The following is a 26,578-nucleotide window of genomic DNA, read 5'->3' as shown; positions in this document are numbered from 1 at the left end:
GTCAGAACGGGCAGGCCTGCGAGTGGGCCGCCTCGATCTGCGCCGCGAAGGCGGGCGCGGCGTCGAACCCGGCCCTGGGATAGGCGCAGAACAGCGCCAGGTTGTTGTCGTGGCAGACGCGCGACCACATTTCTTCCAGCCGGGCCGTGCTGGCGTAATGGCCGTCCGCCCACAGCAGTCCCACCATCTCGCCGAACGCGCGCACGGTCGGGTAATGCTTGCGGGCACGCAGCAGCAGGCCGTCGATCACGCAGCGAAAGCGTGCCTCGTCCGGCACCCCGTTGTCGGTAAAGCGCGCCAGCAGCTCGGCCGCATCGAGCGGCAGGTATTGGCCGCGCTCGGCTGCCGCAGCCGGGTCGAAGCCCGCGTAGGCCAGCCGGCGGTCCAGTTCCAGGCGATGCGACGGGGTAGCGATGACAACGATGGCATCGCCCTGGCGGATGCCGGTCGCGATGAAGCCTTCGAGCGCATCGAGCAGCGCCTCGTCGCTGTCGTAGAGTTGCAGGCAGTGGGTGCAGGGTGCTTGCGTGGTCCAGAAATCGTCCACGGCCCTGCGCTTTGTTGCTGAGTATTCATTCACGATGGTTCTGCCTCCAGCGGACAACTTATCATAAGAGCGATATTACCCGCGCACAACAGCGGCTCGCTGGGCCATCTGCTACAGTCTCGTCCAGACGAAACACGATCTTTCATCCATGAAACTTGCAACCTTGAATGATGGTACCCGCGACGGCCAGCTGATCGTGGTTGCCCGCGACCTGAAGAGCGCCGTCGTGGCGGACGGCATTGCCGCATCCCTGCAGCGGGCGCTGGACGACTGGGCATTCATCGCGCCCCAGCTGGACACGCTGTCGCGCCAGCTCAACGACGGCAAGGCCCGCCGCACGTTCGAGTTCGATCCGCGCCGCTGCATGGCACCGCTGCCGCGCGCCTACCAGTGGGCCGAGTGCAGCGCCTACCTGCACCACGTGGAGCTGCTGCGCAAGGCCGAGGGTGGCGAAATGCCGGCGTCGTTCCGGCGGCAGCCGCCGACGGTCCAGGGCGCCAGCGACGACCTGCTGGGCCCGACGGACGACATCGTCGTCGCCAATGAAGCCTGGGGCATCGATTTCGCGGCACAGCTGGCCGCCGTCACGGACGACGTGCCGATGGGCGCCACGCCGGACGACGCGTATCAGCGCATCCGCCTGCTGATGCTGGCGAACGGCGTGTCGCTGCGCCATCTCCTGCAGGACGAGCTCGTCCGTGGCTGCGGCGCCTTCCGGTCCAGGCCCGCGACGGCGTTCAGCCCCGTTGCCGTTACGCCGGACGAGCTGGGCGAGGCGTGGCAGGACGCCAAGGTGCACCTGCCGCTGCGCGCGTCGTGGAACGGGCGTCTGGTCGGCCAGCCCCATGTCGGCAAGGACATGACGTTCAATTTCGCCCAGTTGATCGCCCATGCAGCCAGCACGCGCAGGCTGCGGACCGGCACGATTCTGGGCACCGGGCCGGTGTCGAACAAGGATGCGAAGAAGGGCTATTCGTGCATTGCCGAAAAGCGCATCCTGGAAACGATTGCCGAGGGCAAGCCGGTCACGGCGTTCATGGCGTTCGGCGACACGGTCCGCATCGAGATGCTCGATGCGGACGGCAAGTCGGTGTTCGGCGCCATCGACCAGACGGTGCGGCCGACGGGCTACGTGCCGCCGGCCCCCGAGGTTGCCGTCGAGAAAACGGAATAGGACGGGCATCGTCCCGCTGTTCGGGCGATGACGGCGGCGTGCCGTCCGCAATAATGGCGCCTGTTAATCGAACCGGGAGCAGCGCGTGGCAGAAGACAGCGGAGCGGAAAAGACAGAAGCAGCGTCAGAGAGGCGCCTCCAGCAGGCGCGTGAAGAAGGCGACGTTCCCCGGTCCCGCGAAGTTGCCACATTTACTGTCCTGCTGGCGGCAGGCGCCGGTCTTTACATGATGGGCTCCTCGATGGCGGCCCGTCTCGGCGCCACGCTCAAGTCGGGCCTGTCGCTGACGCGCGAGCAGGCCTACCACCCGGACATTCTCATTACCCGCATCCTGACGGACATCGTCAACGTGCTGATCACGTTCCTGCCGATCGGCCTGGCCGTGATGGTGGTGGCGCTTGTCTCGCCCATATTTGTCGGCGGCTGGCTGTTCAGCTCCAAGGCGTTCATGCCGAAGTTCAGCAAGCTCAACCCGATCAGCGGCATCACCAACATGGTCTCGAAGAACTCCCTGGTCGAGCTGCTGAAGGCCATCGTCAAGACAATCGTCGTGGGCTCCGTGGCATACATGGTCATCATGAAGCACGCGGATGCCATGTTCGGCCTGGCCAACGAGCCGCTGCACGAAAGCAGCGTGCACCTGCTGGACATGATGGCAACGAGCTTCCTGTGGCTGGTGGGCGCATTGGGCTTTATCGCCGTCATCGATGCGCCGTACCAGATCTGGCACTATGCCGACAAGCTCAAGATGACGCGCCAGGAAACGATCCAGGAGTCGAAGGAAAGCGATGGCAACCCACAGATCAAGGGCAAGATCCGCCAGATGCAGCGCGAGATGGCCAAGGGCCGCATGATGCAGGATGTGCCGACGGCGGACGTGGTCGTGACCAACCCGACCCACTATGCGGTGGCGCTGAAGTACACGGACGGCGCGAACGGCGCGCCGAAGGTGGTGGCCAAGGGCACGGACGAAGTGGCGGCCAGGATCCGCGAACTGGCCAAGGAGCACAAGGTGGCGATCCTGGAAGCCCCGGCCCTGGCCCGTGCGCTGCACAAGCACACCGACATCGGCGACGAAATTCCGGCCCGCCTGTATGCGGCCGTGGCCGAAGTGCTTGCCTACGTCTACCAGCTGCGCGCCTACCGCCCGGGCGGCCGTTATCCGGACCGTCCGACCAGGCTCGACGTGCCGGCCGACATGGACCCGAACGACCCGGCATCCAGGAAGCCGCCACAGTAAGCAGCCTCGGGACGGGCACCTCGCTTCAGGTCTTCACGCCGGAGCGACGTGCCCGCCGATGACGTTTTTCCCACATCCGGGCCCACGACGCGCGAATAGCGGGGTTTTCCCCGGCCTTTTCGCCGCATCGTTTCCTCACTGCATCATCAATAATCTCAGCATCCGGGAACCAATCCCACCAGCGAGAGGAACGTTTGATGAACAGCATAAGATTGCCAGCATGGATGAGCGGTATCGGCGGTGCCAATACGAAGAGCCTGGCCGCGCCGATCCTGATCATCATGCTGCTGGCGATGATGATCCTGCCGCTGCCGGCAATCGTCCTCGACCTGTTCTTCAGCTTCAATATCGCGTTGTCGATCATCGTGCTGCTGACTGCGCTGTACACAGTCAAGCCGCTCGACTTCATGGCGTTCCCCGCCGTGCTGCTGGTATCGACGATGCTGCGCCTGTCGCTGAACGTCGCGTCCACCCGTATCGTGCTGTCGGAGGGCCACACGGGCGGCGCCGCCGCCGGCAAGGTCATCGAGGCCTTCGGCCACTTCCTGATCGGCGGCAACTACACGATCGGTATCATTGTCTTCATCATCCTGACCATCATTAACTTCGTCGTCGTGACGAAGGGCGCGGGCCGTATCGCCGAAGTGGGCGCCCGCTTCGCGCTGGACGCGCTGCCCGGCAAGCAGATGGCGATCGACGCCGACCTGAACGCCGGCCTGATCGGCGAAGCGGATGCCCGCAAGCGCCGCAGCGAAGTTTCCCAGGAAGCGGAATTCTACGGCGCGATGGACGGTGCCTCGAAGTACGTGCGCGGCGACGCCGTGGCCGGCATCATGGTTACCGTCATCAACGTCGTCGGCGGCCTCCTGATCGGTATCCTGTCGCACGACATGCCTGTGGGCGAAGCGGCCAAGGTCTATACGCTGCTGGCCATCGGCGACGGCCTGGTGGCCCAGATCCCGTCGCTGGTGATCTCGGTCGCGGCCGGTATCATCGTCTCGCGCGTGGCCAGCGATACCGACGTCGGCACGCAGATGGTCGGCCAGCTGTTCGCCAAGCCGCAAGTCATGTACATCACGGGCGGCATCATCGGCGGCATGGGCCTGATCCCGGGCATGCCCAACTTTATGTTCCTGTCGCTGGGTGCCGCGCTGGGCGGTACCGGCTACATGCTGGACAAGAAGCGCAAGGAGGCGGAAGCGAACGGCACGGCGGATCGTCCAGCGGGCGGCGGCGGTACGGCCGCAGGCGGCGCCCCGGCAGCGGGCGGCCAGGCCGCGCCGGCCGAGAACGAAGAAGCAAGCTGGTCGGACGTGCAGGCTGTCGACACGCTGGGCCTGGAAGTGGGCTACCGCCTGATTCCGCTGGTGGACAAGGCGCAAAGCGGCGAGCTGCTCAAGCGTATCAAGGGCATCCGCAAGAAGTTCGCGCAGGAAGTGGGTTTCCTTGCACCGCCTGTACACATCCGCGACAACCTGGAACTGAAGCCGTCGGCCTACCGCATCACGCTGAAGGGCGTGGAAGTGGGCGCCGGCGAAGCGTTCAACGGCCAGTTCCTGGCGATCAATCCGGGCATGGCCAGCGGCAACCTGCCGGGCCTGGCGACGACGGACCCCGCGTTCGGCCTGCCGGCCACGTGGATCGACGCCAGCCTGCGCGACCAGGCGCAGGGCATGGGCTACACGGTGGTCGATGCGGGCACGGTCGTCGCGACGCACCTGAACCACCTGATCACGACGCATGCGTCGGAACTGCTGGGCCGCACGGAAGTGCAGGCGCTGCTGGATCACCTGGGCAAGGAAGCGCCGAAGCTGATCGAAGACCTGGTGCCGAAGATGCTCTCGCTGTCGGCGCTGCAGAAAGTGCTGCAGAACCTGCTGTCCGAAGGCGTGCACATCCGCGACATGCGCTCGATTATCGAAGCGCTGGCCGAGCACACCGCCCACACGCAGGACCCGGGCGAGCTGACGGCGCTGGTGCGTATCGCACTGGGTCGCGCCATCGTCCAGCAACTGTTCCCGGGCAACGGCGAGCTGTCCGTGATGACCCTGGACAACCGCCTCGAACGCCTGCTGATGCAGGCGCTGGCCACGGGCGGCGCCGACGGCGCCGGCATCGAGCCGGGCCTGGCCGACACGATCGCCCAGCAGGCCGCCCAGGCGTCGCAGCAGCAGGAAGCGCTGGGCGTCACGCCCGTGCTGCTGGTGCCGGGTCCGCTGCGTCCGCTGCTGTCGCGCTTCCTGCGCCGCGCGCTGCCGCAGCTCAAAGTGCTGTCGCATGCGGAGATTCCGGAATCGAAAACGATCCGCGTCACCGCGCTGGTGGGCAACACCTGACCAGCAAAAAACCGGTGACAGGCTCCGATTAAAAAATCGGAGCCTGTCACCGGTTTATGGTCCGGGATTGTCCCGGAATTTTCCTAGAACTGGTAGCGGGCCGTCAGGGCCGCCGAGCGTGGCGAACCTGGCAGGCTCAGGTTCGGCGAGCTGCCGTGGCCGGAGACGATGTACGAACGGTCCAGCAGGTTGTACACGTTCAGCTGCAGGTCCACGCGGCCCAGCTTCCAGCCGGCCATCGCATCGACCGTGGCGTAGCCGGGCAGGGCGACGGTATTGCCCGGGTTGGCGAAGCGTACACTCGCCGCGTTGACGCCAGCGCCGGCGCGCAGACCGTTGCCGAACGATTTCGCCAGCCACAGGTTGGCGCTGTGGCGCGGCGTCAGCGTGGCGCGCTTGCCCTGCACGGGCACGCCCTTGATGACGTTGTCGCTGTTGTCCAGCGCCGGCGACGATGTCACCTCGGCATCCAGGAAGCCATAGCCCGCCCACACCTGCCAGCCTTGCGGCAGCTGGCCCGTCAGCGTCAGTTCCAGCCCGTCCGTGCGCTGCTCGCCGATGGGGATCAGGCGGTTGCTGACGGGGTCGGTCGCCTTGATATTGGTACGCTCGAGGCGGAACAGCGATGCCGTGGCCGACAGCGCGCCGCCTAGGAAATCGAACTTGCCGCCCACTTCCTTGTTGGTTGTCTTTTCCGGCTCGATCTGCGCGTTGCTGGCAGCGAGCGGGAAGTTCTCCGCCGACGGCTGGAACGATTTGCTGAACGACACGTAATACGACTGCATGGCCGATGGCTGCCAGACGAGGCCCGCGCGGGGACTCCACGCCACGTCCGTGCGGTCCAGGTTGGCCTGGCCCGCGCGGCGCTCGACGGTGCGCTGCTCGAAATGGTCATAACGCACGCCGGCCAGCGCCTTCCACTGTTCCGACAGCGCCACCAGGTCCTGCACGTACGCGCTGGCCGTCTTCATGATGCCCAGGTTGTCCGTGCCGGGTGCCACGTTCAGGTATTTCGGCAGGACCGGCAGCACGGGATTGAACAGCGCGACGGTAGCGACATTGCTTTGCGACCGGTTGACCTGGTCCTTGTTCTGCTTGCCCACCTCGATGCCGTACAGCAGTTTATGGCGCATGCCTGCGACATGCGCCGTTTGTGTCAGTTCCGTCTGGTTAAACCAGCTGTCCTCCTCGCGCCGCAGATTGGTGCGGTTCAGCGAGGCCGTCAGCGCCGCCTCGTTGACGCTGCCGACCAGCGTGTTGTAGCGCGCCAGCGTGTAGTCTTGGTGGCGATAGGCGTTGCGCAGCGCCAGCGCGTTGCTGAAGCGGTGCTCCAGCGTGAAGCCCAGCGCCGTCACTTCCGCATGCGAGTAGTCGGCGTCGCGCGCGTTGGCGGCGCCGTAATACGTGCTCTCGGGCACGTTGACGGGGCGGCCCTTGTACGACGGCACGCCGAAGTCCGTCACGCGCCGGTCGGACAGGTGCTCGGCCTGCAGCAGCAACGTCGTGGCCGCGCCCAGCTGGAACTGCAGCGATGGCGCAATGGCGTCGCGCTCGAGGAACTGCTGGTCGCGGTAGCTGTCCGCGCGTTCGACGGCGCCCGTGACGCGGAACGCCATGGTGCCTTCCGTCGCCGCCAGGTCGAGCTCGCCACGGCGGCGGTTATCGCTCCCCACCCGGGCCGTCGCCTCGCGCCTGTTCGCGCCGGGCTTCTTGCTGATCCGGTTGATCAGCCCCCCGGACGAGCCGCGCCCGTACAGCACGGCGGCCGGACCCTTCAGCACTTCGATGCGCTCGATATTGGACAGGTCGCGAAAGTACAGCGCATCGTCGCGCAGGCCATCCACGAACTGGTCGGAAATGGCGGAGAAGCCGCGCAGCGTGACCTGGTCGCGCTGGCCGTCGCCATGCGACAGGCCCACACCCGGCACGAATTTCATCGCATCCTCCATCGAACTTGCGGACTGGTCGCGCAGCAGCTGCGCGGGAATGACGTTGACCGTCTGCGGAATGTCGCGCAGCGGCGCGTCGATCTTCGTCGCGGTCATGGCCGAGGTCGGGTTGTACGGCTCGCTGCGGGCGCCGGTGACGGTGACGACGCTGACGGGCGCGTCGGCCTCGTCAACCGGGGCGGCGTGGGCGCGAGGGGAGGCGGCCAGCGCGGCCAGAACGGCCAGCGCCAGCGGGTTCCTGTTCGAATTCATGGTGTTTCTCTCTGAAGTGGTGCATGTGGCGGAAAGTCTCCGCAAATGCGAATTATTATCATTCACATCTTCGCATGGATGGTGGCAAAACTGCAAGTCGCTCTCCCCGCAGGGGACGACGGCGAATTGCAGGGCTTTTCCCATCCTTTTCCCCGGATGATTTCCTGTTGGCATCGTCAATAATCACTCCATCAGAGAAAATCTCGCCTGGAGCAGCAGCATGAACGTCAAAAAATTTACCGCACCTACATCGCGTGAAGCCCTGCGCAAAGTGCGCGAAGCGCTTGGCCCCGATGCGGTGATCCTGTCCAACCGCCCGATGGATGGGGTGGTCGAGATCCTGGCGCTGGCGAACGACGATGCCGCATCGCTGGCACAGCCGGCCGCGGACACGGCGCCCGCCATGCCCGAGCTCGAGATTGAAGACACCTACACGCCGTCGCCGATGATGACGCCGCCGCAGGCACGTCCGCAACCGGCACGTCCGCAACCGGCACGTCCGGCCGCAGCCCGTTCGCAACCGACCCAGCAGCAGATGCAGGACGCCATCAAGGCCCGCATGCAGGCGCAGATGGAGGCGCAGATGGAAGCGGAAGCGCAGGCCAATATGGAAGCGCGCGCGCAGGCCCGGGCCCAGGTTCGCCCGGCACCGGGCTTCGCACCGGCCGCTCCCGCCGTCGACATGGACCGCATCTCGGCGATGGTGGCCGACGCCGTCAACTCCGCCAAGGCCAACGCGGCTGCGGAAATGAGCACGATGATGACGGAACTGCGCGCCATGCGCGGCATGATGGAAACGCAGCTGGCCGAGCTGTCGTGGGGCTCGTCGCAACAGCGCGAACCGCACAAGGCCACTGTCCTGCGTGAAATGCTGGGTGCCGGCTTCTCCGCCACCCTGGCCAAGATGCTGATCGAAAAAATGCCGGCCGGCCGCTCCGCGGAGGAAAGCCTGCGCTGGATCCGCACCGTGCTGGCCCGCAACCTGAACGTCATCGCCAACGAAGACGCGCTGATCGAAAAGGGCGGCGTGTTTGCCCTGGTCGGCCCGACCGGCGTCGGCAAGACGACCTCCACCGCCAAGCTGGCGGCCCGTTGCGTGATGCGCCACGGCCCGGAAAAGCTGGCCCTGATCACGACGGACGCCTACCGTATCGGCGCGCACGAGCAGCTGCGCATCTACGGCAAGATCCTGGGCGTGATGGTGCACTCCGTGAAGGACGAAGCGGACCTGCGCATCGCGCTGAAGGAACTGCGCAACAAGCATACCGTGCTGATCGACACCGTCGGCGTCAGCCAGCGCGACCAGATGGTCACGGAACAGGTCGCCATGCTGCAGGGCACCGACGTGGACGTCAAACGCCTGCTGTGCCTGAACAGCACGTCGACGCAGGAAACGCTGGCCGAAGTGGTGCGTGCCTACCAGGGCACGGGCCTGGCCGGCGCCATCATGACGAAGCTGGACGAAGCGGCGTCGATCGGCAATGTGCTGGACGTCGTGATCCGCCAGAAACTGAACCTGTTCTACGTGTCGAACGGCCAGCGCGTGCCGGAAGACCTGCACCTGGCCAAGCCGGACGAACTGATCGAACGGGCCTTCCGCTCGAAAAAGGACGTCAGCCAGTTTTCCGACAGCGACCTGCCGATGCTGATGGCAGCGGCCGGCAACAATGCAACGCGCGAGGTGTACCTTGGCTAACTTCGATTTCGACCAGGCCGAAGGTCTGCGCCGCATGCTGGCGGGGCCGCCGCGGCCCCGTATCGTCACGTTCCTGTCCGCCACCCCGCAGGACGACAAGGGCGCGATGCTCGTGAACCTGGGCGCCTCGCTGGCCCGCAACGGCAACGACGTGCTGCTGGTCGACGCCTGCGCCAGCGCGCACGGTGTCGCTTCGCGCCTCGGCGTCGACAACGGCGCCAGCCTGCTGAACGTGGCGCGCCAGGAGTGCGGCCTGAACCAGGTCGTGCACCAGGTGCCGCAGGGCTTCAACGTGGTGTCGATGACGCGCGGCGAAGCACGCAACGGTCCCGCCGAAAGCCGCCGCCTGGCCAAGGCATTCGACGTCATGGCCACGCAGGCCGGCATCGTCCTTGTCGATGGCGAATTCGACGGCGAAGCGTTCCCCGTGCCCGTCATGGCCAGTTCGGAAATCGTCGTGCAGGTGTCGAACAGCGCCACGTCGATCAAGAACGCCTACATGATGATCAAGCGCCTGAATCACGAGCTGGGCCGTCGCCCGTTCGGCATTGTCGTCACGGGCGCGTCGGAAGCTGAGGCACGGGTGGTTTACGATAATATGGCGCAGGCGGCAAGCCGTTACCTGGCGGTCAATCTTGTGTCCATGGGGTCCGTGCCTGCCGATGAGTATCTGCATCGCGCCGCGCGCCTGGGCCGCGCCGTGGTGGATGCGTTTCCGCTGGCCGGTGCCTCGGTGGCGTTCCGTCAAATGGCGGGCCGCTTTGCCCTGGCCGGCGCGCCGGAGGGATTCGCGGGGAGCGTCAACTGAATGAGCCGATAACAAGTAGAACAATTTATGTACACGGTCAAAGGGAAGGTGAACAAGGATTCGCTGCTGACGGAGCACATGCCTCTCGTGAAGCGCCTTGCCCACCACATGAAGGCAAAATTGCCGCCCAGCGTGGAAGTCGATGACCTGGTACAGGCAGGCATGATCGGCCTGCTCGACGCAATCGGACGCTATGAGGAGACGCATGGTGCGCAGTTCGAGACCTATGCGGTGATGCGTATCCGCGGCGCCATGCTGGACGAGTTGCGCAGCAGCGACTGGATGCCGCGCACGATGCGCCAGGACATGCGCAAGATCGAGACGGCCATGGCGTCGCTGCAGCAGAAGCTGGGGCGGCCGCCCAGCGAGTCCGAGGTTGCGAAGTCGCTCAAGCTGTCCCTGGCGGACTACCAGGAGATGCTGTCCGAAGGCGGCGGCCACCAGTTGGTGTACTACGAGGACTTCAAGAACGAGGACGGCAGCGACAGCTTCCTCGACCGCTACGCGCACGACGAGGATGCCGATCCGCTGCGCGCGCTGATGGACACGGACTTCCGCCAGGCCGTCATCGATGCGATCGATGCGCTGCCGCCGCGCGAGAAGCTGCTGATGGGCCTGTACTACGAGGAAGAGTTGAACCTGAAAGAAATCGGCGCCGTCATGGGCGTCTCCGAATCGCGCGTATCGCAGCTGCATACGCAGGCCGTCGCGCGGCTGCGCGCCACCTTGAGGGAGCAGGCATGGACTGGTCCAGCGTAGCCGGCATACTGCTGGCGCTGGCTGGCCTGATCGTCGGACAGTCGCTCGAGGGTGGCAAGCTTTCCTCGCTGGTGCAGCCGGCCGCGTTTGCCATCGTGGTCATCGGCACGTTGGGCGCCGTATTGCTGCAGACGCGCCCCGGTACCCTGCGGCGCGGCATCGTCATGCTGCGCTGGGTGATCCGTCCCCCGGCGGATACCCGCGCCGCCCTGAAGAAAGACATCCAGACGTGGAACCAGACGGTGCGCCGCGCCGGTCCCCTGGCGCTGGAGCGTCATATGGCCGCCGCCACCGATCCGTTCATGGCCAAGGGCCTGCGCATGATTATCGACGGCATCCAGCCGGACAAACTGCGCCAGTTGCTGGACACGGAAATCACCGCGTTCGAGACGGCCGAGCGCCAGGCCGTGCGCGTGTGGGAATCGGCGGCCGGCTACTCGCCCACGATCGGCATCCTGGGCGCCGTGCTGGGCCTGATCCACGTGATGGAAAACCTGTCGGACCCGGCCAAGCTGGGCCCCGGCATCGCGGTGGCGTTCGTCTCCACGATTTACGGTGTCGGCCTGGCCAACCTGTTCTTCTACCCGATCGCCAACAAGCTGAAGAACATCGTCACGGCCCAGGTGCACCAGCAGGAAATCGCCGCGGCCGTGTTCCACGATATCGCCACGGGCGACTTCACCCGCATCATGGACGAGCGCATCGCCACGCTGATGCGCGATCACTGACGCCAAAGTTCAGCCATGAGCCAATACCGCCGCGCCCGCCGACCGTACGACGAAGAGCCGGAAAACCACGAGCGCTGGCTCATCTCGTACGCCGATTTCATCACGCTGCTGTTCGCGTTTTTTGTTGTGATGTATGCGATCTCGGTGGTCAATACGGGCAAGTACAAGGTCTTCTCGGACGCGCTGGGCGACGCCTTCGGCGGCGCCGGCGCGGCCATCGTTCAGAACACGGAAGTGCAGACGACGCCGCAAGCCACGCCCCAGGCCATCCGCCGCCGCGCCATGATCGTGCAGGAAAAAGTGCGCATGACGAAGCTGGCCCAGGACCTGCTTTCCACGATGGCGCCGCTCGTCAAGGAAGGCAAGGTACGCGTCACGCAGAACAGCCGCGGCGTGTCCGTCGAGATCAACGCCTCCGTGCTGTTCGATCCGGGCGAAGCGAAGCTGACGGAAGCGTCGCGCGAAGCGCTGCAGGCCGTTGCCAGCCTCCTGAAGGACGACCCGCACGCCGTGCAGGTGGAAGGCCACACGGACAACCAGCCGATCCGCAATATCTATGCGTCGAACTGGGAGCTGTCGTCGATCCGTGCCGCCACCGTCGTGCGGCTGTTCATCGAGTCCGGCGTGGCGCCGGAGCGGCTGACGGCCGTCGGTCATGCGTCCAACCAGCCGGTTGCGGACAACAACGACCCGATTGGCCGTGCGCGCAACCGGCGCGTGGCGGTGACCATCTTGTCCGGGGTGCCCGATCCGGAGACGGAGATTCCGACGGCGGCTGAGGCGGCGCCGGCGCCGGCGGCACCCCAGCCGGCGCAGTAATCGGCCTGCGATCCTTTTCGATGTCTTCCTACGCACCGATCGCCGGGCCTGTCGCGCTGCTCGAACCGGAACCTTTCATCCATGCATTCATCGAGGACCACGAGGCGTGGTCGCTGTTCGCATGGCGCGCCTTTGAGCGCGACCGCAGTACCGGCCTGACCGCGGCGGAGGTCGCGTACCGCGTCCTGCTGAGCAAGTACTGCCCGCCCGAGCTGGAAGCGCGGCCTGTGGCATTGAGTGCCGAGCCGGTGCATACCGCGCGAGAGCAGGTCGTGGCTGTCGAGTACGTGGACGATACCTGCCTCGTCATGACCCGGGGAGCGTCGACAGGTGAAGATTGCGCGTACGTGCTGCAGCGGGCGAGCGGACGGTGGTTCCTGACCTGCGTGCTGTGCGTCCGCGACGATGGCAAGTATGAGAGCCTGTAGTGGATTATGGCGGCGCTTGCTGAACGACCGTCGCTATTTCTTCATGGAGTCCTGATGGCGTGTCATGCAGAATTTTCGGCATTATGCTTGGCATGACGCAGGCATGTCCCTATCGCTTCCTCATCGAAGCAGTCGACGACGCGCGTGACGACGCAGTCGCCGGCCTGCTGACGGCATGGCTGGCGGCAAACGTCGAGGAAACCACCTGGCTGGCCTCCTTGCGGGAGCGGGGCCGCAGCGCCGTGCCGGCAGTGAGCCAGCAGGAGCTCTGGCGCCTGAATGCGTTGGGCCGCTTGTGTGACCGGCTGCTCCAGGCGGCCAGCCGTGAAGATGGCGACGCTATGTTGTCCATGACGCAGGTCGAGGATTTTCTGGGCAGGCTCGGTATCGATGCGATACGTCCACACAGTTACACGCCTTTTTATCACGAGGTAGTCAACACAGTGGCGGCTCCCGATCTGCGTGCGACGCCTCGAATAGTGACATGGCACTGGCCGTGTCTCATGTTGGGCTCGCTCTTGGTCGTCCGCGGCGGCGTCTCGGTCGTGGCCGGTGGCGACGTGCTGACGCCCGGAATTGCGGAGGCATCCACACTGTATTGGGCGTACAGCCGCGAGCGCCGCCCGACGCACGATCTGGCGCATGGATGGGGCGGCAACTCGGCTTGGCGAACGGCATTCCGGCGCGATTATGCGCTGGACGGTCACTATCATTTCAATGTGGATGCGCCAACGGACCTGGCGCGGCTCGACCCGGCAGAGCCGGCCGAAGACGACCTCACGCGACCCGAGCGCATCGAACTCCTGACCTGCCGCGCGTTCATGACCTGTCCCAAAGAGCATGGTGACCGGTTCCCTTACCGCGACAGAATTTCAGTCCCCATCGCGGCAGGGCAGGGCGGACAGCCCGTATCGCTGTGGCGGCGCCTGCTGACCCTCACGCGGCGACAGCCGCCTTCACCTGCTGAATCCTGATCATGTTCCCGGCCGGATCGCGCAGCGCGCAGTCGCGCACGCCGTACGGCTGGTCGGTCGGCTCCTGCACGATGTCTACTTCGCGCATCTGCAGCTTGTCGAACGTGGCGTCTAGGTCCTGCGTGGCCAGCAGCAGCATCGCATACGTTCCCTTGGCCATCATTTCCGTGATCGTGCGGCGCTCCTCCTCGGTCGTGCCCGGTGCGACACCTGGCGGGGACAGGACGATCGATGTGCCCGGCTGGCCTTTCGGTCCCACGGTAATCCAGCGCAGCGCGCCGTAGGCCACGTCGTTGCGCACCTCGAAGCCGAGCGTGTCGCGGTAGAACGCCAGCGAGGCTTCGGCGTCCGTGTGGGGCAGGAAGGTCGAGTGAATCGAGATGTCCAACGTGGATCTCCTTTGTTCTGGTTCGTCATCTGAAGATGCCAGCATAACGACGCGCTGGCGGCGCCGCTTCTTCATTCCTGACCGGACGCGTAATTTGCCTGGCGATGCACGGTGGGATGCCCATCGTGGCGTTGGCGGACTCGCCGCGGTAGACGGACGGCGCCACGCCGACCAGCGCCGTGAAGCGGGTGCTGAATGTGCCCAATGACGAACAGCCTACCTCGAAGCAGACATCCGTCACGCTCATGTCGCCGCGGCGCAGCAGCGCCATCGCCCGCTCGATGCGGCGTGTCATCAGGTAGGAGTAGGGCGATTCGCCATAGGCCAGCTTGAACTGCCGGCTCAAATGGCCCGCCGACATGTTCACGCCCCGCGCCAGTTCCTCGACATTGAGCGGCTGCGCATACTCGCGGTCCATGCGGTCGCGCACGCGGCGCAGGCGCACCAGCTCCTGCAGGCGCCTCGTGTCGTTCATACGGTCAGCGCGCCGCGAAAGCCGCGCACGGCATAGTAGGACTGCGCGCCGTTGTGATACGTGAAGACGCGGCCGTAGCGCCGGTCGCAGAACAGGGCGCCACCCTGCTTGCGGATGTCCGGCGGGGTGACGATCCAGGACGATGTCTTCAGGTCGAAGTCGCCCAGCTGCTGCAGCGCGCGGTACTGCTCTTCCGTCAGCAGCTCGATGCCCATCGCCTTTGCCATGTCGACGGCATTGCCGGATGGTTTCGCTTCCTTGCGCGCCGCCAGCGCGGCGCCGTCGTAGCACAGGCTGCGCCGTCCGGCCGGCGTTTCGGCGGCGCAGTCGCAGAAGACGATGCGGCCAGTGCCCTCGTCGTGGCCGACAACGTCCGGCTCGCCGCCACTGTCCTCCATTGCGCGCAGGGCGGTCAATGCGGCAGGCGCGGCGTCGAGCCGGGCTGCCACATCGGCCCACGCGACGCCCCGATGGCGCGCCATGTTGCGCTCGAACCGCGCCTGTAACTCCTGCAGCAACGCCTGATCAGCCGTCATCGTAGTCTCCGGAAGCGAACCGATGCAAAGCTATCACAATCGTCCTCGCGTGCCAAAGCCAAGGTCATAGCCCAGTCCGTGTCCACCCTGGGGTCACCCCCCGACATAGGCACGAGCTCATCTATTCCCAACTGCTGAGTCCGTGTCCTTGTAGGGGTGTGACCCCGAGGTGGACACGTGCTCATGGGTGCGTGCGGTGCTGTGCCGCTAGAATGGCGCCATGCCACAGAAAACTCCTGTCTTCCCCGGTCCGCGCACCGCGCGCGGGGCCGTCCTTGCCGTGCTGTTATCCAATGCCGACCAGCTCGGTGCCGAACCCTTGCGCGGGCGTGTCACGCTGGCCGCCATCGTCCGCGCGTTGAAACGCAAGTACCATTGGCCCATTGAGACGGCCAGCTTCCCGTCGAACACGGCGGACGGCCGCGCCAGCTGGGCCACCGTCTACACGCTGCCGCCCGACGTCATTGCCCGCGCACTGGATGCGCGCGGACGGGACTGGTTGAAGGCGGCCGGCGCATGATGCGAAGCGCTATTCTCGCGCTCGCGGCGTTGTTGCATTGCTGCGCCAACGCCGCGGGCGGACTGCCAGACAGCGTCACGGGCGTTTGGGCGACGGCCTCTGATACCGGGACCCGGACGGAAATGCACCTGGACGCTGACGGTTTGGGCATGATGATCGGTTCAGCCGCACCGTTGCAGCATGTCGATGGCAAGGACGGCGGTCAGTCCGGGCCGCGCCCGTCCATCGGATTTCCCGTTCGCGTCACGCTGGATGGGGCAACGCTGACGGCCCAGCCATTCCTGCCCAGCAGCAAGGCTGGACGTGCCATTCCGGCGGTGATCTGCCTACACAACGAGGCCGCTGCCGCAATGACCTGCACCGGGCCGGACGGTGTTCCGATTGCACTGACGCGCCGCGAGGCAACGGTTTCGCTCGATGCCAGCCGAACTCTGGATTCGATCCGCCGGATGGCTTCGCCTTCGTCACGTTAGCGCCGGATACACTACCCTTACGGGAACGCTGAGTTCCGCGGTGCGGGGCGAGTTCAGCGCGGCCGCGAGCGCCGGTCGGGATGGGAGTCGCCGAAGGCGGTGGCGGCCCTGCGCTGTTCGGCCGTGCGGGCGAGTACATCGTTCAGCTGGCGCGGGTCGAGGCCGGAAAAACGCATGTACCGCTCCGCTGCTTCCAGGCCGAAGGCCTCTTTCGTCAGCAGGGCGATATGCAGTTTTTCGGCAGTGGAGGAGTCGGCGCGCCGGTTCATGAAAACGATTTTACGAGCCCCGCCAGGGCGCTTCCCAGCGAGCTTGTTAGCGATTGTAACCGCCGCTAGCGCATGCGCGGATTGCCGCGCGTGACGTATTCGACGATACGATCGACGCATTCCTGCGACACCGCCAGGATGCGCGCGCCGTAGTGGAAGCGCCCCTGCGTGCCGACGGTATGGCAGTAGACAAGCGTCATCTCGACTTCGTCCTGGATGTCGCTGCCGGGAAAGCGAAACTGCAGGCGGTAGCGGGTCCGTTCCGGCAACTCCTCGGCGGTGATGAAGCCCGTGGCCATGCGGGCGATGTCGATGATCTGCGCGCGCCAGCGCTGCTCGAGACCTTCGGTGGTCACGAATGCATCGACCTGCAGCAGCCGGCGCACGTGGGCGCGGCGTTCTTCCGACATCGGTTCTGGCACCGGTTAAGTTCTCGATCAAAAGATGCTTCTCATTCGAGAAGCGTATAGACAGCATACCGCACAACGGCACGCAGCCGCGCATCGGGCAAGTGCAATACCGAAGAGTGTCTTCATTCACACATTGTTCCGCTCGGTAACGAGAACGGCGGGGTCATGCGCGGAATCGATTTTCCAGAAACTGGTGACTCGTTCCGGTTTGAAACGGAACCAGTCACCGGGTAAGGCAGGCGAATGAAAACCGGAGCCTGTCACCGGTTTTCATGCTGGAGCGGGTCGATAGCGGGGCGAAAAAAACCGGGCAGCGCCCGGTTCTGTTCTTGCATGTCCCAACCGCTCACCGCGCAACAAACCCGCGCGACACCGTGTTGGTCGCGGTGCGGCCGCTGGGGCCGTAGACGCCGGCTTGCGCTTGCGGGCGCAGCGCCTGCAGCGCGCCTTGCGTGTGGCTCATCTGGCGGTTGATCAGCATGCCGTTCAGGCGGTTCAGTTCCTTGGCTTCGCGGGTCTGGCCGAGCACGTCGTTCCACAGCTTGCGGTCGTCCTCGGTGCCGTGGGCGTCCAGCCACGTCTCCATCCCGGCTTCGCGCGGTGCGCAACCGGCGGCGCCCAGCGCGCGGTGGCGCTGGTTGGCCAGCAAGGCCATTTCGTTGATCAGTTCGGCCTTGCGCGGCGTCAGCTTGTCAAGGCTCTCGATATCGGCGGCCACCAACAGCTCCTGTTCCTGCCGCAGCACGTCGTGCAGCGCGGTGATCAGTTTGTGCTCGGCCCGCAGGCTGTGCATGGGAGTATGGGGGGCACCGTTCATCATGTCCTATCGCTTTCGAGAGTGCAGCAGATCCTTGACCGTATCGAGCAAGCCATCTGCCACTTTTTCAGAATTCACCTGGAACTGACCATCGGCGATGGCCAGCTTGATGCGTTCGACCTTCTTCGTGTCGAACACGCCGCTGCTGCTGCTTGCCGCCAGCGCCTGGCCTTGCGAGGACAGGCGTACATTGTCCGAGCCGGCCTGCGCCACGTTGGCGGCGGTCGTCTTTGCCGCCGTGCTGGCCGCGGTGCCGGCGGTGTCCGCCGTCGCGGCCGCGTTCGTGCGGGCGTTGTTTGCCGGCGTGTTGCCCGGCAAACTGTTGCTCTTCAATGGATCGTTGATTTTCACAGCATCTTCCTCGTCTGGTGGGAGCTTTTACTCCGGTGTACGAGTCCTATAACGGCATGGGTGGCGCGAACTTTAGCGTCCCCGGCCGAAATTTTCAAAATGCTACTTCGACCATTCCGCCTGCGCGGGCGATTCCACTGATGTGTTGTCCGCCGGCCGTGCGTACCTGCACCACCTGGCCGTCCGCGGCGTTGGCCACGGCTTTCGCTTCCGCCGATACCTTAAAACCGGGTCCGCTCGACACGAGCCGCACCAGCTGGCCCGTCTGCACGACGGGTTTGATGCGCAGGCTGTCGAGCCGCAGCGGCATGCCGGCGGAAATGGCAATATTGCTGGTTCGGCCAAGCACCTGCGCCTTGTCCGTGGCGATGCTGGCCGGCAGCGTCGTCAGGTCGCCCTGGATCGTCGCCAGCTGGCTTTCCACGATCGGCTGGCCTTGCGGCACGGGCGATGCGGCAGCGATGTAATGACCCAGCACGGACACGTTCGCCTGGATATATACCGTCCAAGGCGAGGGCGCCGCACAGCGTACGCCCACCGTTGTCTTGCCCCATGGTTTGCTGCCCGGCATCAGGAACGCTTCCGGGGCGGGGCAGGCGGCCAGCTTCATGCGCCCGTCCACGTTGCCGACCGTGACCGTCACCTTGCCGGGCAGGCCTGCGCTTTGCACCTGCAGGAACTGGTCCACGGTCTGGCGCAGCTTGGCCGGATCCTGGATTTGCGCAGCGGAGGCGGCACCCGTAATCGCTGACAGTAAAAGTGCTGAAGTGAGAGTTTTCATGTGGCAATACTTTGCGTGAATGTTGCCATGATAGGCCGTGGCGGCCGGACGAAAGCGGCGAACAGGACGGGAAAGGTCGTGCTTCTCATCGCTTTATTTGCCGTGGAGCATCCGTATCATCGATCCTGTTACCGATGGAGGAAGCGTAAAATGCTAGGCAAACTCGACGATCACCTGCGATTCAACGAAACGGCACTGAGCCTGCGCTCGACGCGCCAGAGCGTGCTCGCTTCCAATATCGCCAATGCGGACACGCCCAACTACAAGGCCCGCGATATCGACTTTTCATCCGCGCTGCAGGCGGCGCTCGATGTCAACAAGGGCGGGCCTTTGACGACGACGGCGCCGAAGCACTATCCGCTGCCGCCGCAAGGTGCCGGCACGACGGCCGACGGCACGCCGCTGCAGTACCGCGGTGTCGTGCAGGGCGCCGTGGACGGCAACACCGTCGACATGGACGTCGAGCGCAACCAGTTCGCCGACAACGCGCTGCGCTACGAAGCGGGCGTCAACTTCATCAACAGCCAGATCAAGGGCTTGCTGTCCGTGATCCAGGGAGGACAGTAATCATGTCTCTGTTCAATATCTTTAATGTGTCCGGCTCGGCGATGAGCGCGCAGTCGCAGCGCCTGAACGTCGTGGCCAGCAACCTCGCCAATGCCGACAGCGCCACCAGCGCCAGTGGCCAGGCCTACCGCGCCAAGCAGGTCGTCTTCGAAGCAACGCCCAGCGCGGACAACACGGCCACCAGCGTGCGCGTAAAGCAGGTGATCGAAGACCCGTCGCCGATGAAGATGATGTACGACCCGAAGAACCCGCTGGCCGACGAGAAAGGCTATGTCGAAATGCCGAACGTGAACACCGTCGACGAGATGGTCAACATGCTGTCCGCTTCCCGCTCGTACCAGAACAATGTGGAAACGATGAACGCAGCCAAGTCGCTGCTGATGAAAACCCTGACCATCGGTCAATAATCCAGGCTGCCATGTCGATTACCACCACCAACAACGCTACGTCGCCGGCCTCGGCACTGATGAACGCCGTCAACCCGAAGGAAGCGACGTCGGGCGACAAGATCTCCGCCGAGCAGGATAAGTTCATGACCCTCTTGATCACGCAGCTGAAGAACCAGGATCCGCTCAACCCGCTGGATAACGCCCAGGTCACGAGCCAGCTGGCCCAGCTGAACACGGTCACGGGCATCAACAAGCTGAACGACACGCTGGCGTCGCTGAAGTCGGACTATGCGGCCAGCAATTCCGCCCAGGCCGTCAACATGATCAACCACGGCGTCCTGGCCGCCGGCAAGACGATGCAGGTCGCGGAAGGCAAGGGGATTTTCGGTGTCGAGCTGGGCTCGTATGCGGACAAGGTCGATGTCGAGATCCGCAACGCCAGCGGCAAGGTCGTCCATACCATTTCGATGCAGGCGGTCGAGCCGGGCGTGCAGCCCCTGATCTGGGACGGCAAGCTGGCCGACGGCACCACGGCCGCGGACGGCAACTATACGCTGGCCCTGACGGCCTCGACCGGCGGCAAGACGCTGACGGATGCCGGCACGCTGGCCTTCGGCACCGTCGCCAGCGTCTCGACGGGCCCCACTGGCGCCAAGCTCAACGTGCCGTCCCTCGGTCAATTGACCATGGACGACATCAAACAGGTTCTGTAACGCGCGGTTCCAGAACACCAGCGCCGTTACCTCATCATTCAAATCAGTTCCAGCCCATCTCTGACAGGGGAAAATCATGTTCCAACAAGGTCTTAGCGGTCTCAACGGCGCAGCCAAGTCGCTCGACGTCATCGGCAACAACATCGCCAACGCCAGCACGGTCGGCTTCAAGAGCTCGGAAGCGCAGTTTGCCGACCTGTACGCCAATTCCCTGAACGGTATCAGCGGCAACAATCCCGGTATCGGCGTGACGGTGGCGCGCCTGGCGCAGCAGTTCACGCAAGGTAATATCGAAACGACCAACAATCCCCTGGACATTTCCATCAACGGCGGCGGCTTCTTCCGCACGACGGTGGACGGCGCCATCCAGTACACCCGTAACGGCCAGTTCTCGATGGACAAGAACGGCGGCATCGTCAACGCCCAGGGCGCGGCGCTGACGGGTTATCTGGCCAACAAGGACGGCGTCATCCTGCAGGGCGCACCCGTGCCGATCACGATCGACTCGTCCGACCTGGCCCCGGTGCAGACGACCAAGGCGAACTTCCAGATCAACCTGAGCTCGAACTCGACGGCACCAAAGACGCAGCCGTTCGACGCAACGGACCCGACGTCGTACACGAAACAGACGGTGATGCCGGTATACGACTCGCTGGGCAACGAGCACACGATGGGCATGTATTACGTCAGCCTGGGCAGCGGCGACTGGGACGTGTATGCCGCCAACGACGGCGTGCAAGTCGACTCCAAGGCCATCATGACGGCAACGGCAACAGACCCAACGGTTACCGCTGCGCGCACCGCGCTGCAAAACGCCCTGGCGAATGGCACCGATCCGACCGCTGCCCGCGTCGCCTATGCCGACGCGCTGGGCGCCGCCGTGACCGCCAAGCTCAATGGATTGACGCCGCCGCCGCCGGCTTCCGTCACCGCAGCCGTGAGCGCGCTGTACAACGGCACGACCGATATTGGCAATATGGCAAACTACACGCCGGCAATGATCGAGTCCGCGTTTGCGGGCGCCGTCAACGTTCAGGCCAAGAAAGTGGGCACCTTGCGCTTTTCCACGTCGGGCCAGCTCGACACGGCTGCAATGGCCGCGGCCACGCCGCCGACGACGATGCCATTCACAATCACGTTGCCGGTCTACCCGGACAACGGTTCCGAACTGCTCATCCCGATCACGACGACGTTCGACGGCACCACGCAGTACGGCACGGCCACCAGCGAAAAGATGTCGACGCAGGACGGTTACTCGTCCGGCAGCCTGCAGCGTTTCGCCGCCGACGAGAACGGCGTCATCCTGGGCCAGTACAGCAACGGTAAATCCCGTCCGCTGGCGCAGATCGTGCTCGCCGACTTCACCAGCGTCGAGAACCTGACCCCGCTGGGCAACAACGCGTGGGCGGAAAGCTCCGGTTCCGGCGTGCCGCAGATCGGCGTGCCGGGCGAGGGCGGCATGGGCCAGCTGCGCGCGTCGTCCGTCGAAGCGTCGAACGTGGACCTGACCGAAGCGCTGGTCGACATGATCACCGCGCAGCGCGTCTACCAGGCCAATGCGCAGACGATCAAGACGGAAGACTCCGTGTTGCAGACCCTGGTGAATCTGCGTTAATGCCAGTAAGCCTGCCCGCTTAGCTGTTGCAGTCCGCGACGGAAAAACGGGGTCGGACCCATCGGGTCCGACCCCGGCACTGCGCGACCGCTTCATCCATCGTCAACGGCACTTTGTGCCATACAGAGCACACCATGGACAAACTCGTCTACACAGCAATGACCGGCGCCAGGCACATCCTGGACCAGCAGGCCACCACGTCGAACAACCTTGCCAACGCCACCACGACGGGCTTCCGTGCCCAGATCGACGCGTTCCGCGCTGTTCCCGTCGTGTCCGAAGGCTTGCCGACGCGCACGTTCGTGGTGGCCGACACCGTGGGCGCCGACTTCCGTGCCGGTCCCATTGAAACGACGGGCCGCTCGCTCGACGTTGCCATCAAGGGCGAAGGCTGGCTGGCCGTGCAGTCGACGGACGGCTCGGAAGCGTACACCCGCAACGGCAGCCTGAAGATCAACGAAAACGGCATGCTGCAGACGAGTTCCGGCCAGATGCTGCAGGGCGAGAACGGCCCCATCGCCGTGCCGCCGAACATGGACATTTCGATCTCCGCCGACGGCACTGTCAGCGGCATCGACAACGGCCAGACCCAGCCGGGTCCGGCCAACGTGCTGGGCCGCATCAAGCTGGTCAATCCGCCGACCTCGGGACTGGTGCGCGGCGACGACGGCCTGTTCCGCCAGAACTCCGGCGAGCCGGCCGCGGCCGACCCGAACGTGCGCGTGGCGGAAGGTTGCCTGGAAGGCAGCAACGTCAATCCGGTCGATGCGATGGTCAATATGATCGCCCTGGCAAGATCGTTCGACACGCAAATGAGCCTGCTGAAGAACGCCGAGAATAACGCGGCGAAAGCCACCCAGATCCTCGCTTTGAATTGATTCGTTGCCGCGCATAATGCTTTCATCGGAGGAAGCTCATTAGGTCAGTCAGTGCCAGAGCTTCCAGTTGTCCGGACGGGGGGAGCCTCCCTTCGCCGGCATTACGGGAGAAAGCACATGATTCGTTCGCTCTGGATTGCCAAGACCGGCATGGAAGCGCAGCAGACACAGATGGACACGGTGTCGAACAACCTCGCCAACGTCAGCACCAACGGCTTCAAGAAGTCGCGCGCCGTGTTCGAGGATCTGCTGTACCAAAACGTGCGCCAGCCCGGCGCCAATTCCTCGCAGCAGACCCAGCTGCCGTCGGGCATGCAGATCGGTACCGGTGTCCGTCCCGTCACGATCGAGCGCATCCACACCCAGGGCAACCCCCAGGCGTCCGGCAACGACAAGGACCTGATGGTGAACGGCAACGGTTTCTTTACCGTGCTGATGCCGGACGGCACCTCGGCCTACACCCGCGACGGCTCGTTCCAGCGCGACAACAACGGCCAGATGGTCACTTCCAGCGGCTACGTGCTGCAGCCGCCGATCACCGTCCCCATCAACGCCGACAACATCACCGTCGGCAAGGACGGCACCGTCTCCGTGCAACTGGCCGGCCAGGCGGCCGCGCAACAGATCGGCTCGCTGCAACTGGCCACGTTCATCAACCCGACCGGCCTTCAGTCGCTGGGCGAGAACCTGTACGTCGAAACGGGCGCATCCGGCGCCGCCCAGCAGAACCAGCCGGGCCAGAACGGCACCGGCGTCATCCTGCAGGGCTATGTCGAGACGTCCAACGTCAACGTGGTCGAAGAGATGGTCAACATGATCCAGACGCAGCGCGCGTACGAGATCAACTCGAAGGCCATCACCACGTCCGACCAGATGCTGCAGAAACTGTCGCAGATGTAATCATGAATAAGCTCGCTCTTTCCGCCTTCATCCTTGCCGCGCTGGCCGGTTGCGCCAGCACGCCGACGACGATCGTTGCCGGCCCTACGTCGGCACGGCCGATCCCGCCGCTGCAGACGGCAGCGACCGCCAACGGCGCAATCTACCAGACCGCCAGCTACCGTCCCGCGTTCGAGGACCGTCGTGCCCGTCACGTGGGCGACATCCTGAACGTCAACATCACCGAGCGTACGTCGGCGGTGAAGAACGGCGCCAGCTCGAACAGCCGCACCGGCAGCGCCAACTTCGGCATCCCGGGTCCGCTGCAGGGCCGACTGGGCGCCAATATCGGCACCAGCACGGAAAACAAGTCGGCCGATGCGGCCAGCCAGACGGCTTCGAACACGTTTACCGGCACGATGGGTGTGACGGTGGTGGAAGTGCTGTCGAACGGCAACCTGGTTGTCGCCGGGGAGAAGCAGGTGTCGATGGACAAGGGCACGGAATTCATCCGCGTCTCCGGCGTCGTCAATCCCGACTCGATCGGTGCGGGCAACACCGTGTCGTCCACGGCCATTGCCGACGCCCGTGTCGAGTACCGTACCAATACGCACCTGGACCGCGCCGAGCTGTCGTCGATGGCGTCGCGTTTCTTCCTGAGCCTGCTGCCGTTCTGATATGACCATCCTTGCCAAAACCCTCGCTGCATTGGGCGTTTCCATTGCTCTGCTGGCACCGGTCGCCCATGCCGAGCGCCTGAAGGACCTCGCCACCATCGCGGGCGTGCGCCAGAATCAGCTGATGGGCTACGGCATCGTCGTGGGCCTGGACGGCACCGGCGACCAGACCACGCAAACCCCGTTCACCGTGCAGAGCATCGCCGCCATGCTGCAGCAGATGGGCGTGACCCTGCCACCTGGCACGAATTTGCAGCTGAAGAACGTGGCGGCCGTCATGGTCACCACGTCGCTGCCGGCGTTCGCCCAGCCGGGCCAGATGCTGGACGTGACCGTCTCGTCGATGGGTAATGCGAAAAGCCTGCGCGGCGGTACGCTGCTGATGACGCCTCTGAAGGGTGCCGACGGCGCCATCTACGGCATGGCACAGGGCAATATCCTGGTGGGCGGCGTCGGCGCGCAGTCGCCCGGCGGCGGCGCCTCGGTTGTCGTCAACCACCTGTCGGTGGGCCGCATTTCCGGCGGCGCCACCGTCGAACGCGCCGTGCCGACGGCACTGGGCGAGGGCGGCCAGATCCGCCTGGAACTGAACAGCACGGACTTCGCCACCGCCAGCCGTGTGGTCGAAGCCATCAACAACAAGTACGGCACGGGCATCGCCTACGCGCTGGACGGCCGCGTCATCCGCGTCCAGGCGCCGTCCGCTTCGGACCAGCGCGTGACGTTCATCGGCCAGCTGGAAGACATCGACGTGCGGCCGTCCGCGCTGGCCGCCAAGGTCATCATGAACGCGCGTACCGGCTCCGTCGTGATGAACCAGGCGGTGACGCTGCAGACGTGCGCGATCTCGCACGGCAACCTGTCGGTGGCCGTGTCGGCCGACCCGCAGGTGAGCCAGCCGAACGCCATGTCGGGCGGCCAGACGGCCGTGACGAACCCCGGTTCGGTCGACATCCAGAAGGCGCCGGGCAAGGTGCTGATGGTGCAGGGCGGGGCGGCGCTGGCCGACGTCGTCAAGGCGCTGAATGCCATCGGCGCGTCGCCGCAAGACCTGCTGGCCATCCTGCAGGCCATGAAGGCATCCGGTGCGCTGCGCGCCGAGCTGGAAATCATCTAACAATAAGTCATCGAGGCAGCCATGATCCGTCAGACGAGCACCCCCAAAGACCTTACCGCCAGCCTCGCAATCGACAGCAAGGGCCTGTCCGAATTGCGCCAGGGCGCCAGGGCGGGCTCGGCTGAAGCGACCAAGGCTGCCGCGACGCAGTTCGAAGCCATGTTCGTCAACATGATGCTGAAGAGCATGCGCGACGCGACGCCGCAGGAAGGCATGCTCGACAACGAGCAGACGAAGATGTTCACGACGATGCTGGACCAGCAGACCAGCCAGAACATTGCCAAGAAAGGCATCGGCCTGGCGGACGTGCTGGTGCGCCAGCTGTCGAAGACGGCGGGGATCAATGGCAACAACGCGGCTATCAGCGCGGACGCGGCCATGCCCGAAGGCGGCCTGACCCGTTCGATGATCGACGCGGCCAAGCTGCAGCGTTCCATTGCGGCCGCCGGCGGCAACGCCGCGGCCAATGCGGCGGCGGCACCGGCGGCCACGACGGCCAGCACGTCGCGCCATGCGCACGTGCGGGCATTTGCCGACAAACTGTCCGCCCACGCGGAAGAAGCCAGCCGCGCCACCGGCGTGCCGGCCAAGTTCATGCTGGGCCAGGCGGCGCTGGAAAGCGGCTGGGGCCGCCGCGAGATCAAGGCTGCCGACGGCAGCACCAGCCACAACCTGTTCGGCATCAAGGCCGGCGCCGGCTGGAAGGGCAAGACGGTGGACGTGGCCACGACGGAATACGTGAACGGCCAGCCCACCCGCAGGATCGAGCGCTTCCGCGCCTACGACAGCTATGCGGACAGCTTCAAGGATTACGCCAGGCTGATCACGAACAATCCGCGCTACGAAAAAGTGCTGGCCAGCGGCGGCGATGCCACGGCGTTCGCCCGCAACCTGCAGAAGGCCGGCTATGCCACCGACCCGAACTACGCCAGCAAGCTGGCGGCCGTTATCAACAAGACACTGGTCTGATGACTGTGCAGGCATTCAAGTTTTCCGCGATTGCGTCGTTACCT

General features: G+C 65.0%; 32 protein-coding genes. 21 read left to right on the top strand and 11 right to left on the bottom strand.

Annotated elements, in window-relative coordinates; all coding sequences use genetic code 11:
* Position 1: 1 nt before the first annotated feature.
* Positions 2-547: an MEDS domain-containing protein gene (locus E1742_RS10035; protein ID WP_166793455.1), complete on the bottom strand. Its 546-nt coding sequence runs from the start codon at positions 545-547 to the stop codon at positions 2-4.
* Positions 548-695: 148 nt separating this feature from the next.
* Here E1742_RS10035 and E1742_RS10030 point away from each other — a divergent pair, with 148 nt between their 5' ends.
* Together E1742_RS10030 and flhB are read left to right on the top strand one after the other, a co-directional pair.
* On the top strand, positions 696-1,721 hold the full coding sequence (locus tag E1742_RS10030; protein ID WP_134384745.1) for a fumarylacetoacetate hydrolase family protein: 1,026 nt from the start codon (positions 696-698) through the stop codon (positions 1,719-1,721).
* An 85-nt stretch (positions 1,722-1,806) separates the two neighbouring features.
* Positions 1,807-2,961, top strand: a complete 1,155-nt coding sequence (gene flhB, locus E1742_RS10025; protein ID WP_134384744.1) for a flagellar biosynthesis protein FlhB — start codon at positions 1,807-1,809, stop codon at positions 2,959-2,961.
* A 25-nt stretch (positions 2,962-2,986) separates the two neighbouring features.
* Here flhB and E1742_RS10020 read toward each other — a convergent pair whose 3' ends face one another.
* On the bottom strand, positions 2,987-3,169 hold the full coding sequence (locus tag E1742_RS10020) for a hypothetical protein (RefSeq protein WP_134384743.1): 183 nt from the start codon (positions 3,167-3,169) through the stop codon (positions 2,987-2,989).
* On the opposite strand from E1742_RS10020, the gene flhA reads away from it, so the two are divergent.
* Positions 3,159-5,297 carry a flagellar biosynthesis protein FlhA gene (gene flhA / locus E1742_RS10015; protein ID WP_134384742.1) on the top strand — a complete coding sequence of 713 codons (2,139 nt, stop codon included), beginning with the start codon at positions 3,159-3,161 and terminating at the stop codon, positions 5,295-5,297. The genes E1742_RS10020 and flhA overlap by 11 nt on opposite strands.
* Positions 5,298-5,380: 83 nt before the next feature.
* On the opposite strand, the gene E1742_RS10010 is transcribed toward flhA, so the two are convergent.
* Positions 5,381-7,498 carry a TonB-dependent receptor gene (locus E1742_RS10010; RefSeq protein WP_134384741.1) on the bottom strand — a complete coding sequence of 706 codons (2,118 nt, stop codon included), beginning with the start codon at positions 7,496-7,498 and terminating at the stop codon, positions 5,381-5,383.
* A 220-nt stretch (positions 7,499-7,718) separates the two neighbouring features.
* Here E1742_RS10010 and flhF point away from each other — a divergent pair, with 220 nt between their 5' ends.
* The 7 genes from flhF (at position 7,719) to E1742_RS09975 (ending at position 13,710) form a co-directional block, all read left to right on the top strand.
* A complete protein-coding gene (gene flhF, locus E1742_RS10005; protein ID WP_134384740.1) occupies positions 7,719-9,194 on the top strand; it encodes a flagellar biosynthesis GTPase FlhF in 1,476 nt (491 codons plus the stop codon).
* Complete coding sequence (locus E1742_RS10000) at positions 9,187-10,002, top strand: MinD/ParA family ATP-binding protein (protein ID WP_134384739.1); 816 nt, start codon at positions 9,187-9,189, stop codon at positions 10,000-10,002. Before flhF ends, E1742_RS10000 begins: the two co-directional genes overlap by 8 nt.
* A gap of 27 nt (positions 10,003-10,029) precedes the next feature.
* Positions 10,030-10,761: an RNA polymerase sigma factor FliA gene (locus E1742_RS09995; RefSeq protein ID WP_134384738.1), complete on the top strand. Its 732-nt coding sequence runs from the start codon at positions 10,030-10,032 to the stop codon at positions 10,759-10,761.
* Positions 10,743-11,489 carry a flagellar motor protein gene (locus E1742_RS09990; protein WP_134384737.1) on the top strand — a complete coding sequence of 249 codons (747 nt, stop codon included), beginning with the start codon at positions 10,743-10,745 and terminating at the stop codon, positions 11,487-11,489. The genes E1742_RS09995 and E1742_RS09990 overlap by 19 nt, the downstream gene beginning before the upstream one ends.
* A gap of 15 nt (positions 11,490-11,504) precedes the next feature.
* Complete coding sequence (gene motD / locus E1742_RS09985; RefSeq protein ID WP_134384736.1) at positions 11,505-12,308, top strand: flagellar motor protein MotD; 804 nt, start codon at positions 11,505-11,507, stop codon at positions 12,306-12,308.
* A gap of 20 nt (positions 12,309-12,328) precedes the next feature.
* Positions 12,329-12,736 carry a hypothetical protein gene (locus tag E1742_RS09980; protein WP_134384735.1) on the top strand — a complete coding sequence of 136 codons (408 nt, stop codon included), beginning with the start codon at positions 12,329-12,331 and terminating at the stop codon, positions 12,734-12,736.
* Between the two features lie 83 nt (positions 12,737-12,819).
* Positions 12,820-13,710, top strand: a complete 891-nt coding sequence (locus E1742_RS09975; RefSeq protein ID WP_134384734.1) for a hypothetical protein — start codon at positions 12,820-12,822, stop codon at positions 13,708-13,710.
* Here E1742_RS09975 and E1742_RS09970 read toward each other — a convergent pair.
* The 3 genes from E1742_RS09970 to E1742_RS09960 are packed head-to-tail and all read right to left on the bottom strand — an operon-like array spanning position 13,673 to position 15,109.
* Complete coding sequence (locus E1742_RS09970; RefSeq protein WP_134384733.1) at positions 13,673-14,098, bottom strand: VOC family protein; 426 nt, start codon at positions 14,096-14,098, stop codon at positions 13,673-13,675. The genes E1742_RS09975 and E1742_RS09970 overlap by 38 nt on opposite strands.
* Positions 14,099-14,123: 25 nt before the next feature.
* The gene (locus E1742_RS09965; protein ID WP_134384732.1) at positions 14,124-14,573 is read right to left on the bottom strand and encodes a helix-turn-helix transcriptional regulator; all 450 of its coding nucleotides are present in this window, start codon (positions 14,571-14,573) and stop codon (positions 14,124-14,126) included.
* The gene (locus E1742_RS09960; RefSeq protein WP_134384731.1) at positions 14,570-15,109 is read right to left on the bottom strand and encodes a DUF4256 domain-containing protein; all 540 of its coding nucleotides are present in this window, start codon (positions 15,107-15,109) and stop codon (positions 14,570-14,572) included. Before E1742_RS09960 ends, E1742_RS09965 begins: the two co-directional genes overlap by 4 nt.
* Positions 15,110-15,329: 220 nt before the next feature.
* Between E1742_RS09960 and E1742_RS09955 the strand changes: the two genes are divergently transcribed.
* Together E1742_RS09955 and E1742_RS09950 are read left to right on the top strand one after the other, a co-directional pair.
* Positions 15,330-15,629 carry a hypothetical protein gene (locus E1742_RS09955; RefSeq protein WP_134384730.1) on the top strand — a complete coding sequence of 100 codons (300 nt, stop codon included), beginning with the start codon at positions 15,330-15,332 and terminating at the stop codon, positions 15,627-15,629.
* A complete protein-coding gene (locus E1742_RS09950; protein ID WP_134384729.1) occupies positions 15,626-16,102 on the top strand; it encodes a hypothetical protein in 477 nt (158 codons plus the stop codon). Before E1742_RS09955 ends, E1742_RS09950 begins: the two co-directional genes overlap by 4 nt.
* 53 nt (positions 16,103-16,155) lie before the next feature.
* Here the strand turns inward: E1742_RS09950 and E1742_RS09945 are convergent, their stop codons facing one another.
* From E1742_RS09945 to flgA, 5 genes are all read right to left on the bottom strand, one after another.
* Complete coding sequence (locus E1742_RS09945; protein ID WP_134384728.1) at positions 16,156-16,371, bottom strand: hypothetical protein; 216 nt, start codon at positions 16,369-16,371, stop codon at positions 16,156-16,158.
* Between the two features lie 65 nt (positions 16,372-16,436).
* Positions 16,437-16,781, bottom strand: coding sequence for a PilZ domain-containing protein (locus E1742_RS09940; RefSeq protein WP_134384727.1), 345 nt, complete (start codon positions 16,779-16,781; stop codon positions 16,437-16,439).
* Positions 16,782-17,127: 346 nt separating this feature from the next.
* Positions 17,128-17,574: a flagella synthesis protein FlgN gene (locus E1742_RS09935; RefSeq protein ID WP_229466678.1), complete on the bottom strand. Its 447-nt coding sequence runs from the start codon at positions 17,572-17,574 to the stop codon at positions 17,128-17,130.
* 30 nt (positions 17,575-17,604) lie between these two features.
* Positions 17,605-17,949: a flagellar biosynthesis anti-sigma factor FlgM gene (flgM, locus tag E1742_RS09930; protein WP_134384726.1), complete on the bottom strand. Its 345-nt coding sequence runs from the start codon at positions 17,947-17,949 to the stop codon at positions 17,605-17,607.
* A gap of 94 nt (positions 17,950-18,043) precedes the next feature.
* On the bottom strand, positions 18,044-18,730 hold the full coding sequence (gene flgA, locus E1742_RS09925) for a flagellar basal body P-ring formation chaperone FlgA (RefSeq protein WP_134384725.1): 687 nt from the start codon (positions 18,728-18,730) through the stop codon (positions 18,044-18,046).
* A 150-nt stretch (positions 18,731-18,880) separates the two neighbouring features.
* On the opposite strand from flgA, the gene flgB reads away from it, so the two are divergent.
* From flgB to flgJ, 9 genes are all read left to right on the top strand, one after another.
* Positions 18,881-19,297 (top strand): flagellar basal body rod protein FlgB, encoded by a 417-nt coding sequence (gene flgB, locus E1742_RS09920; protein WP_134384724.1) that lies wholly within the window; start codon positions 18,881-18,883, stop codon positions 19,295-19,297.
* A gap of 2 nt (positions 19,298-19,299) precedes the next feature.
* Positions 19,300-19,704, top strand: a complete 405-nt coding sequence (gene flgC / locus E1742_RS09915) for a flagellar basal body rod protein FlgC (RefSeq protein WP_134384723.1) — start codon at positions 19,300-19,302, stop codon at positions 19,702-19,704.
* An 11-nt stretch (positions 19,705-19,715) separates the two neighbouring features.
* Positions 19,716-20,399, top strand: a complete 684-nt coding sequence (locus E1742_RS09910) for a flagellar hook assembly protein FlgD (protein ID WP_134384722.1) — start codon at positions 19,716-19,718, stop codon at positions 20,397-20,399.
* A gap of 76 nt (positions 20,400-20,475) precedes the next feature.
* Positions 20,476-22,014 (top strand): flagellar hook protein FlgE, encoded by a 1,539-nt coding sequence (locus E1742_RS09905; protein WP_134384721.1) that lies wholly within the window; start codon positions 20,476-20,478, stop codon positions 22,012-22,014.
* A gap of 134 nt (positions 22,015-22,148) precedes the next feature.
* Positions 22,149-22,892, top strand: coding sequence for a flagellar basal-body rod protein FlgF (gene flgF / locus E1742_RS09900; protein ID WP_134384720.1), 744 nt, complete (start codon positions 22,149-22,151; stop codon positions 22,890-22,892).
* A gap of 117 nt (positions 22,893-23,009) precedes the next feature.
* Positions 23,010-23,792: a flagellar basal-body rod protein FlgG gene (gene flgG, locus E1742_RS09895; protein ID WP_134384719.1), complete on the top strand. Its 783-nt coding sequence runs from the start codon at positions 23,010-23,012 to the stop codon at positions 23,790-23,792.
* Between the two features lie 2 nt (positions 23,793-23,794).
* Positions 23,795-24,448, top strand: a complete 654-nt coding sequence (locus E1742_RS09890) for a flagellar basal body L-ring protein FlgH (RefSeq protein ID WP_134384718.1) — start codon at positions 23,795-23,797, stop codon at positions 24,446-24,448.
* A gap of 1 nt (position 24,449) precedes the next feature.
* Positions 24,450-25,565, top strand: coding sequence for a flagellar basal body P-ring protein FlgI (locus tag E1742_RS09885; protein WP_134384717.1), 1,116 nt, complete (start codon positions 24,450-24,452; stop codon positions 25,563-25,565).
* Between the two features lie 21 nt (positions 25,566-25,586).
* Positions 25,587-26,534, top strand: a complete 948-nt coding sequence (gene flgJ / locus E1742_RS09880) for a flagellar assembly peptidoglycan hydrolase FlgJ (protein ID WP_134384716.1) — start codon at positions 25,587-25,589, stop codon at positions 26,532-26,534.
* The last annotated feature ends 44 nt before the right edge of the window (positions 26,535-26,578 follow it).

This window comes from Pseudoduganella plicata (assembly GCF_004421005.1).
Taxonomy (GTDB): Bacteria; Pseudomonadota; Gammaproteobacteria; order Burkholderiales; family Burkholderiaceae_D; genus Rugamonas; species Rugamonas plicata.
This window is presented reverse-complemented; position numbering and strand designations above follow the sequence as displayed.

What these genes read in the sequence shown, in the direction of transcription:
- E1742_RS10030 (WP_134384745.1), top strand. Translation starts at nt 696, where the DNA reads ATGAAACTTGCAACCTTGAATGATGGTACCCGCGACGGCCAGCTGATC.
- flhA (WP_134384742.1), top strand. Translation starts at nt 3,159, where the DNA reads ATGAACAGCATAAGATTGCCAGCATGGATGAGCGGTATCGGCGGTGCC.
- E1742_RS10020 (WP_134384743.1), bottom strand. Translation starts at nt 3,169, where the DNA reads ATGCTGTTCATCAAACGTTCCTCTCGCTGGTGGGATTGGTTCCCGGAT.
- E1742_RS10010 (WP_134384741.1), bottom strand. Translation starts at nt 7,498, where the DNA reads ATGAATTCGAACAGGAACCCGCTGGCGCTGGCCGTTCTGGCCGCGCTG.
- flhF (WP_134384740.1), top strand. Translation starts at nt 7,719, where the DNA reads ATGAACGTCAAAAAATTTACCGCACCTACATCGCGTGAAGCCCTGCGC.
- E1742_RS09995 (WP_134384738.1), top strand. Translation starts at nt 10,030, where the DNA reads ATGTACACGGTCAAAGGGAAGGTGAACAAGGATTCGCTGCTGACGGAG.
- E1742_RS09990 (WP_134384737.1), top strand. Translation starts at nt 10,743, where the DNA reads ATGGACTGGTCCAGCGTAGCCGGCATACTGCTGGCGCTGGCTGGCCTG.
- motD (WP_134384736.1), top strand. Translation starts at nt 11,505, where the DNA reads ATGAGCCAATACCGCCGCGCCCGCCGACCGTACGACGAAGAGCCGGAA.
- E1742_RS09980 (WP_134384735.1), top strand. Translation starts at nt 12,329, where the DNA reads ATGTCTTCCTACGCACCGATCGCCGGGCCTGTCGCGCTGCTCGAACCG.
- E1742_RS09975 (WP_134384734.1), top strand. Translation starts at nt 12,820, where the DNA reads ATGCTTGGCATGACGCAGGCATGTCCCTATCGCTTCCTCATCGAAGCA.
- E1742_RS09965 (WP_134384732.1), bottom strand. Translation starts at nt 14,573, where the DNA reads ATGAACGACACGAGGCGCCTGCAGGAGCTGGTGCGCCTGCGCCGCGTG.
- E1742_RS09960 (WP_134384731.1), bottom strand. Translation starts at nt 15,109, where the DNA reads ATGACGGCTGATCAGGCGTTGCTGCAGGAGTTACAGGCGCGGTTCGAG.
- E1742_RS09955 (WP_134384730.1), top strand. Translation starts at nt 15,330, where the DNA reads ATGCCACAGAAAACTCCTGTCTTCCCCGGTCCGCGCACCGCGCGCGGG.
- E1742_RS09950 (WP_134384729.1), top strand. Translation starts at nt 15,626, where the DNA reads ATGATGCGAAGCGCTATTCTCGCGCTCGCGGCGTTGTTGCATTGCTGC.
- E1742_RS09945 (WP_134384728.1), bottom strand. Translation starts at nt 16,371, where the DNA reads ATGAACCGGCGCGCCGACTCCTCCACTGCCGAAAAACTGCATATCGCC.
- E1742_RS09940 (WP_134384727.1), bottom strand. Translation starts at nt 16,781, where the DNA reads ATGTCGGAAGAACGCCGCGCCCACGTGCGCCGGCTGCTGCAGGTCGAT.
- E1742_RS09935 (WP_229466678.1), bottom strand. Translation starts at nt 17,574, where the DNA reads ATGCACAGCCTGCGGGCCGAGCACAAACTGATCACCGCGCTGCACGAC.
- flgA (WP_134384725.1), bottom strand. Translation starts at nt 18,730, where the DNA reads ATGAAAACTCTCACTTCAGCACTTTTACTGTCAGCGATTACGGGTGCC.
- flgB (WP_134384724.1), top strand. Translation starts at nt 18,881, where the DNA reads ATGCTAGGCAAACTCGACGATCACCTGCGATTCAACGAAACGGCACTG.
- flgC (WP_134384723.1), top strand. Translation starts at nt 19,300, where the DNA reads ATGTCTCTGTTCAATATCTTTAATGTGTCCGGCTCGGCGATGAGCGCG.
- E1742_RS09910 (WP_134384722.1), top strand. Translation starts at nt 19,716, where the DNA reads ATGTCGATTACCACCACCAACAACGCTACGTCGCCGGCCTCGGCACTG.
- E1742_RS09905 (WP_134384721.1), top strand. Translation starts at nt 20,476, where the DNA reads ATGTTCCAACAAGGTCTTAGCGGTCTCAACGGCGCAGCCAAGTCGCTC.
- flgF (WP_134384720.1), top strand. Translation starts at nt 22,149, where the DNA reads ATGGACAAACTCGTCTACACAGCAATGACCGGCGCCAGGCACATCCTG.
- flgG (WP_134384719.1), top strand. Translation starts at nt 23,010, where the DNA reads ATGATTCGTTCGCTCTGGATTGCCAAGACCGGCATGGAAGCGCAGCAG.
- E1742_RS09890 (WP_134384718.1), top strand. Translation starts at nt 23,795, where the DNA reads ATGAATAAGCTCGCTCTTTCCGCCTTCATCCTTGCCGCGCTGGCCGGT.
- E1742_RS09885 (WP_134384717.1), top strand. Translation starts at nt 24,450, where the DNA reads ATGACCATCCTTGCCAAAACCCTCGCTGCATTGGGCGTTTCCATTGCT.
- flgJ (WP_134384716.1), top strand. Translation starts at nt 25,587, where the DNA reads ATGATCCGTCAGACGAGCACCCCCAAAGACCTTACCGCCAGCCTCGCA.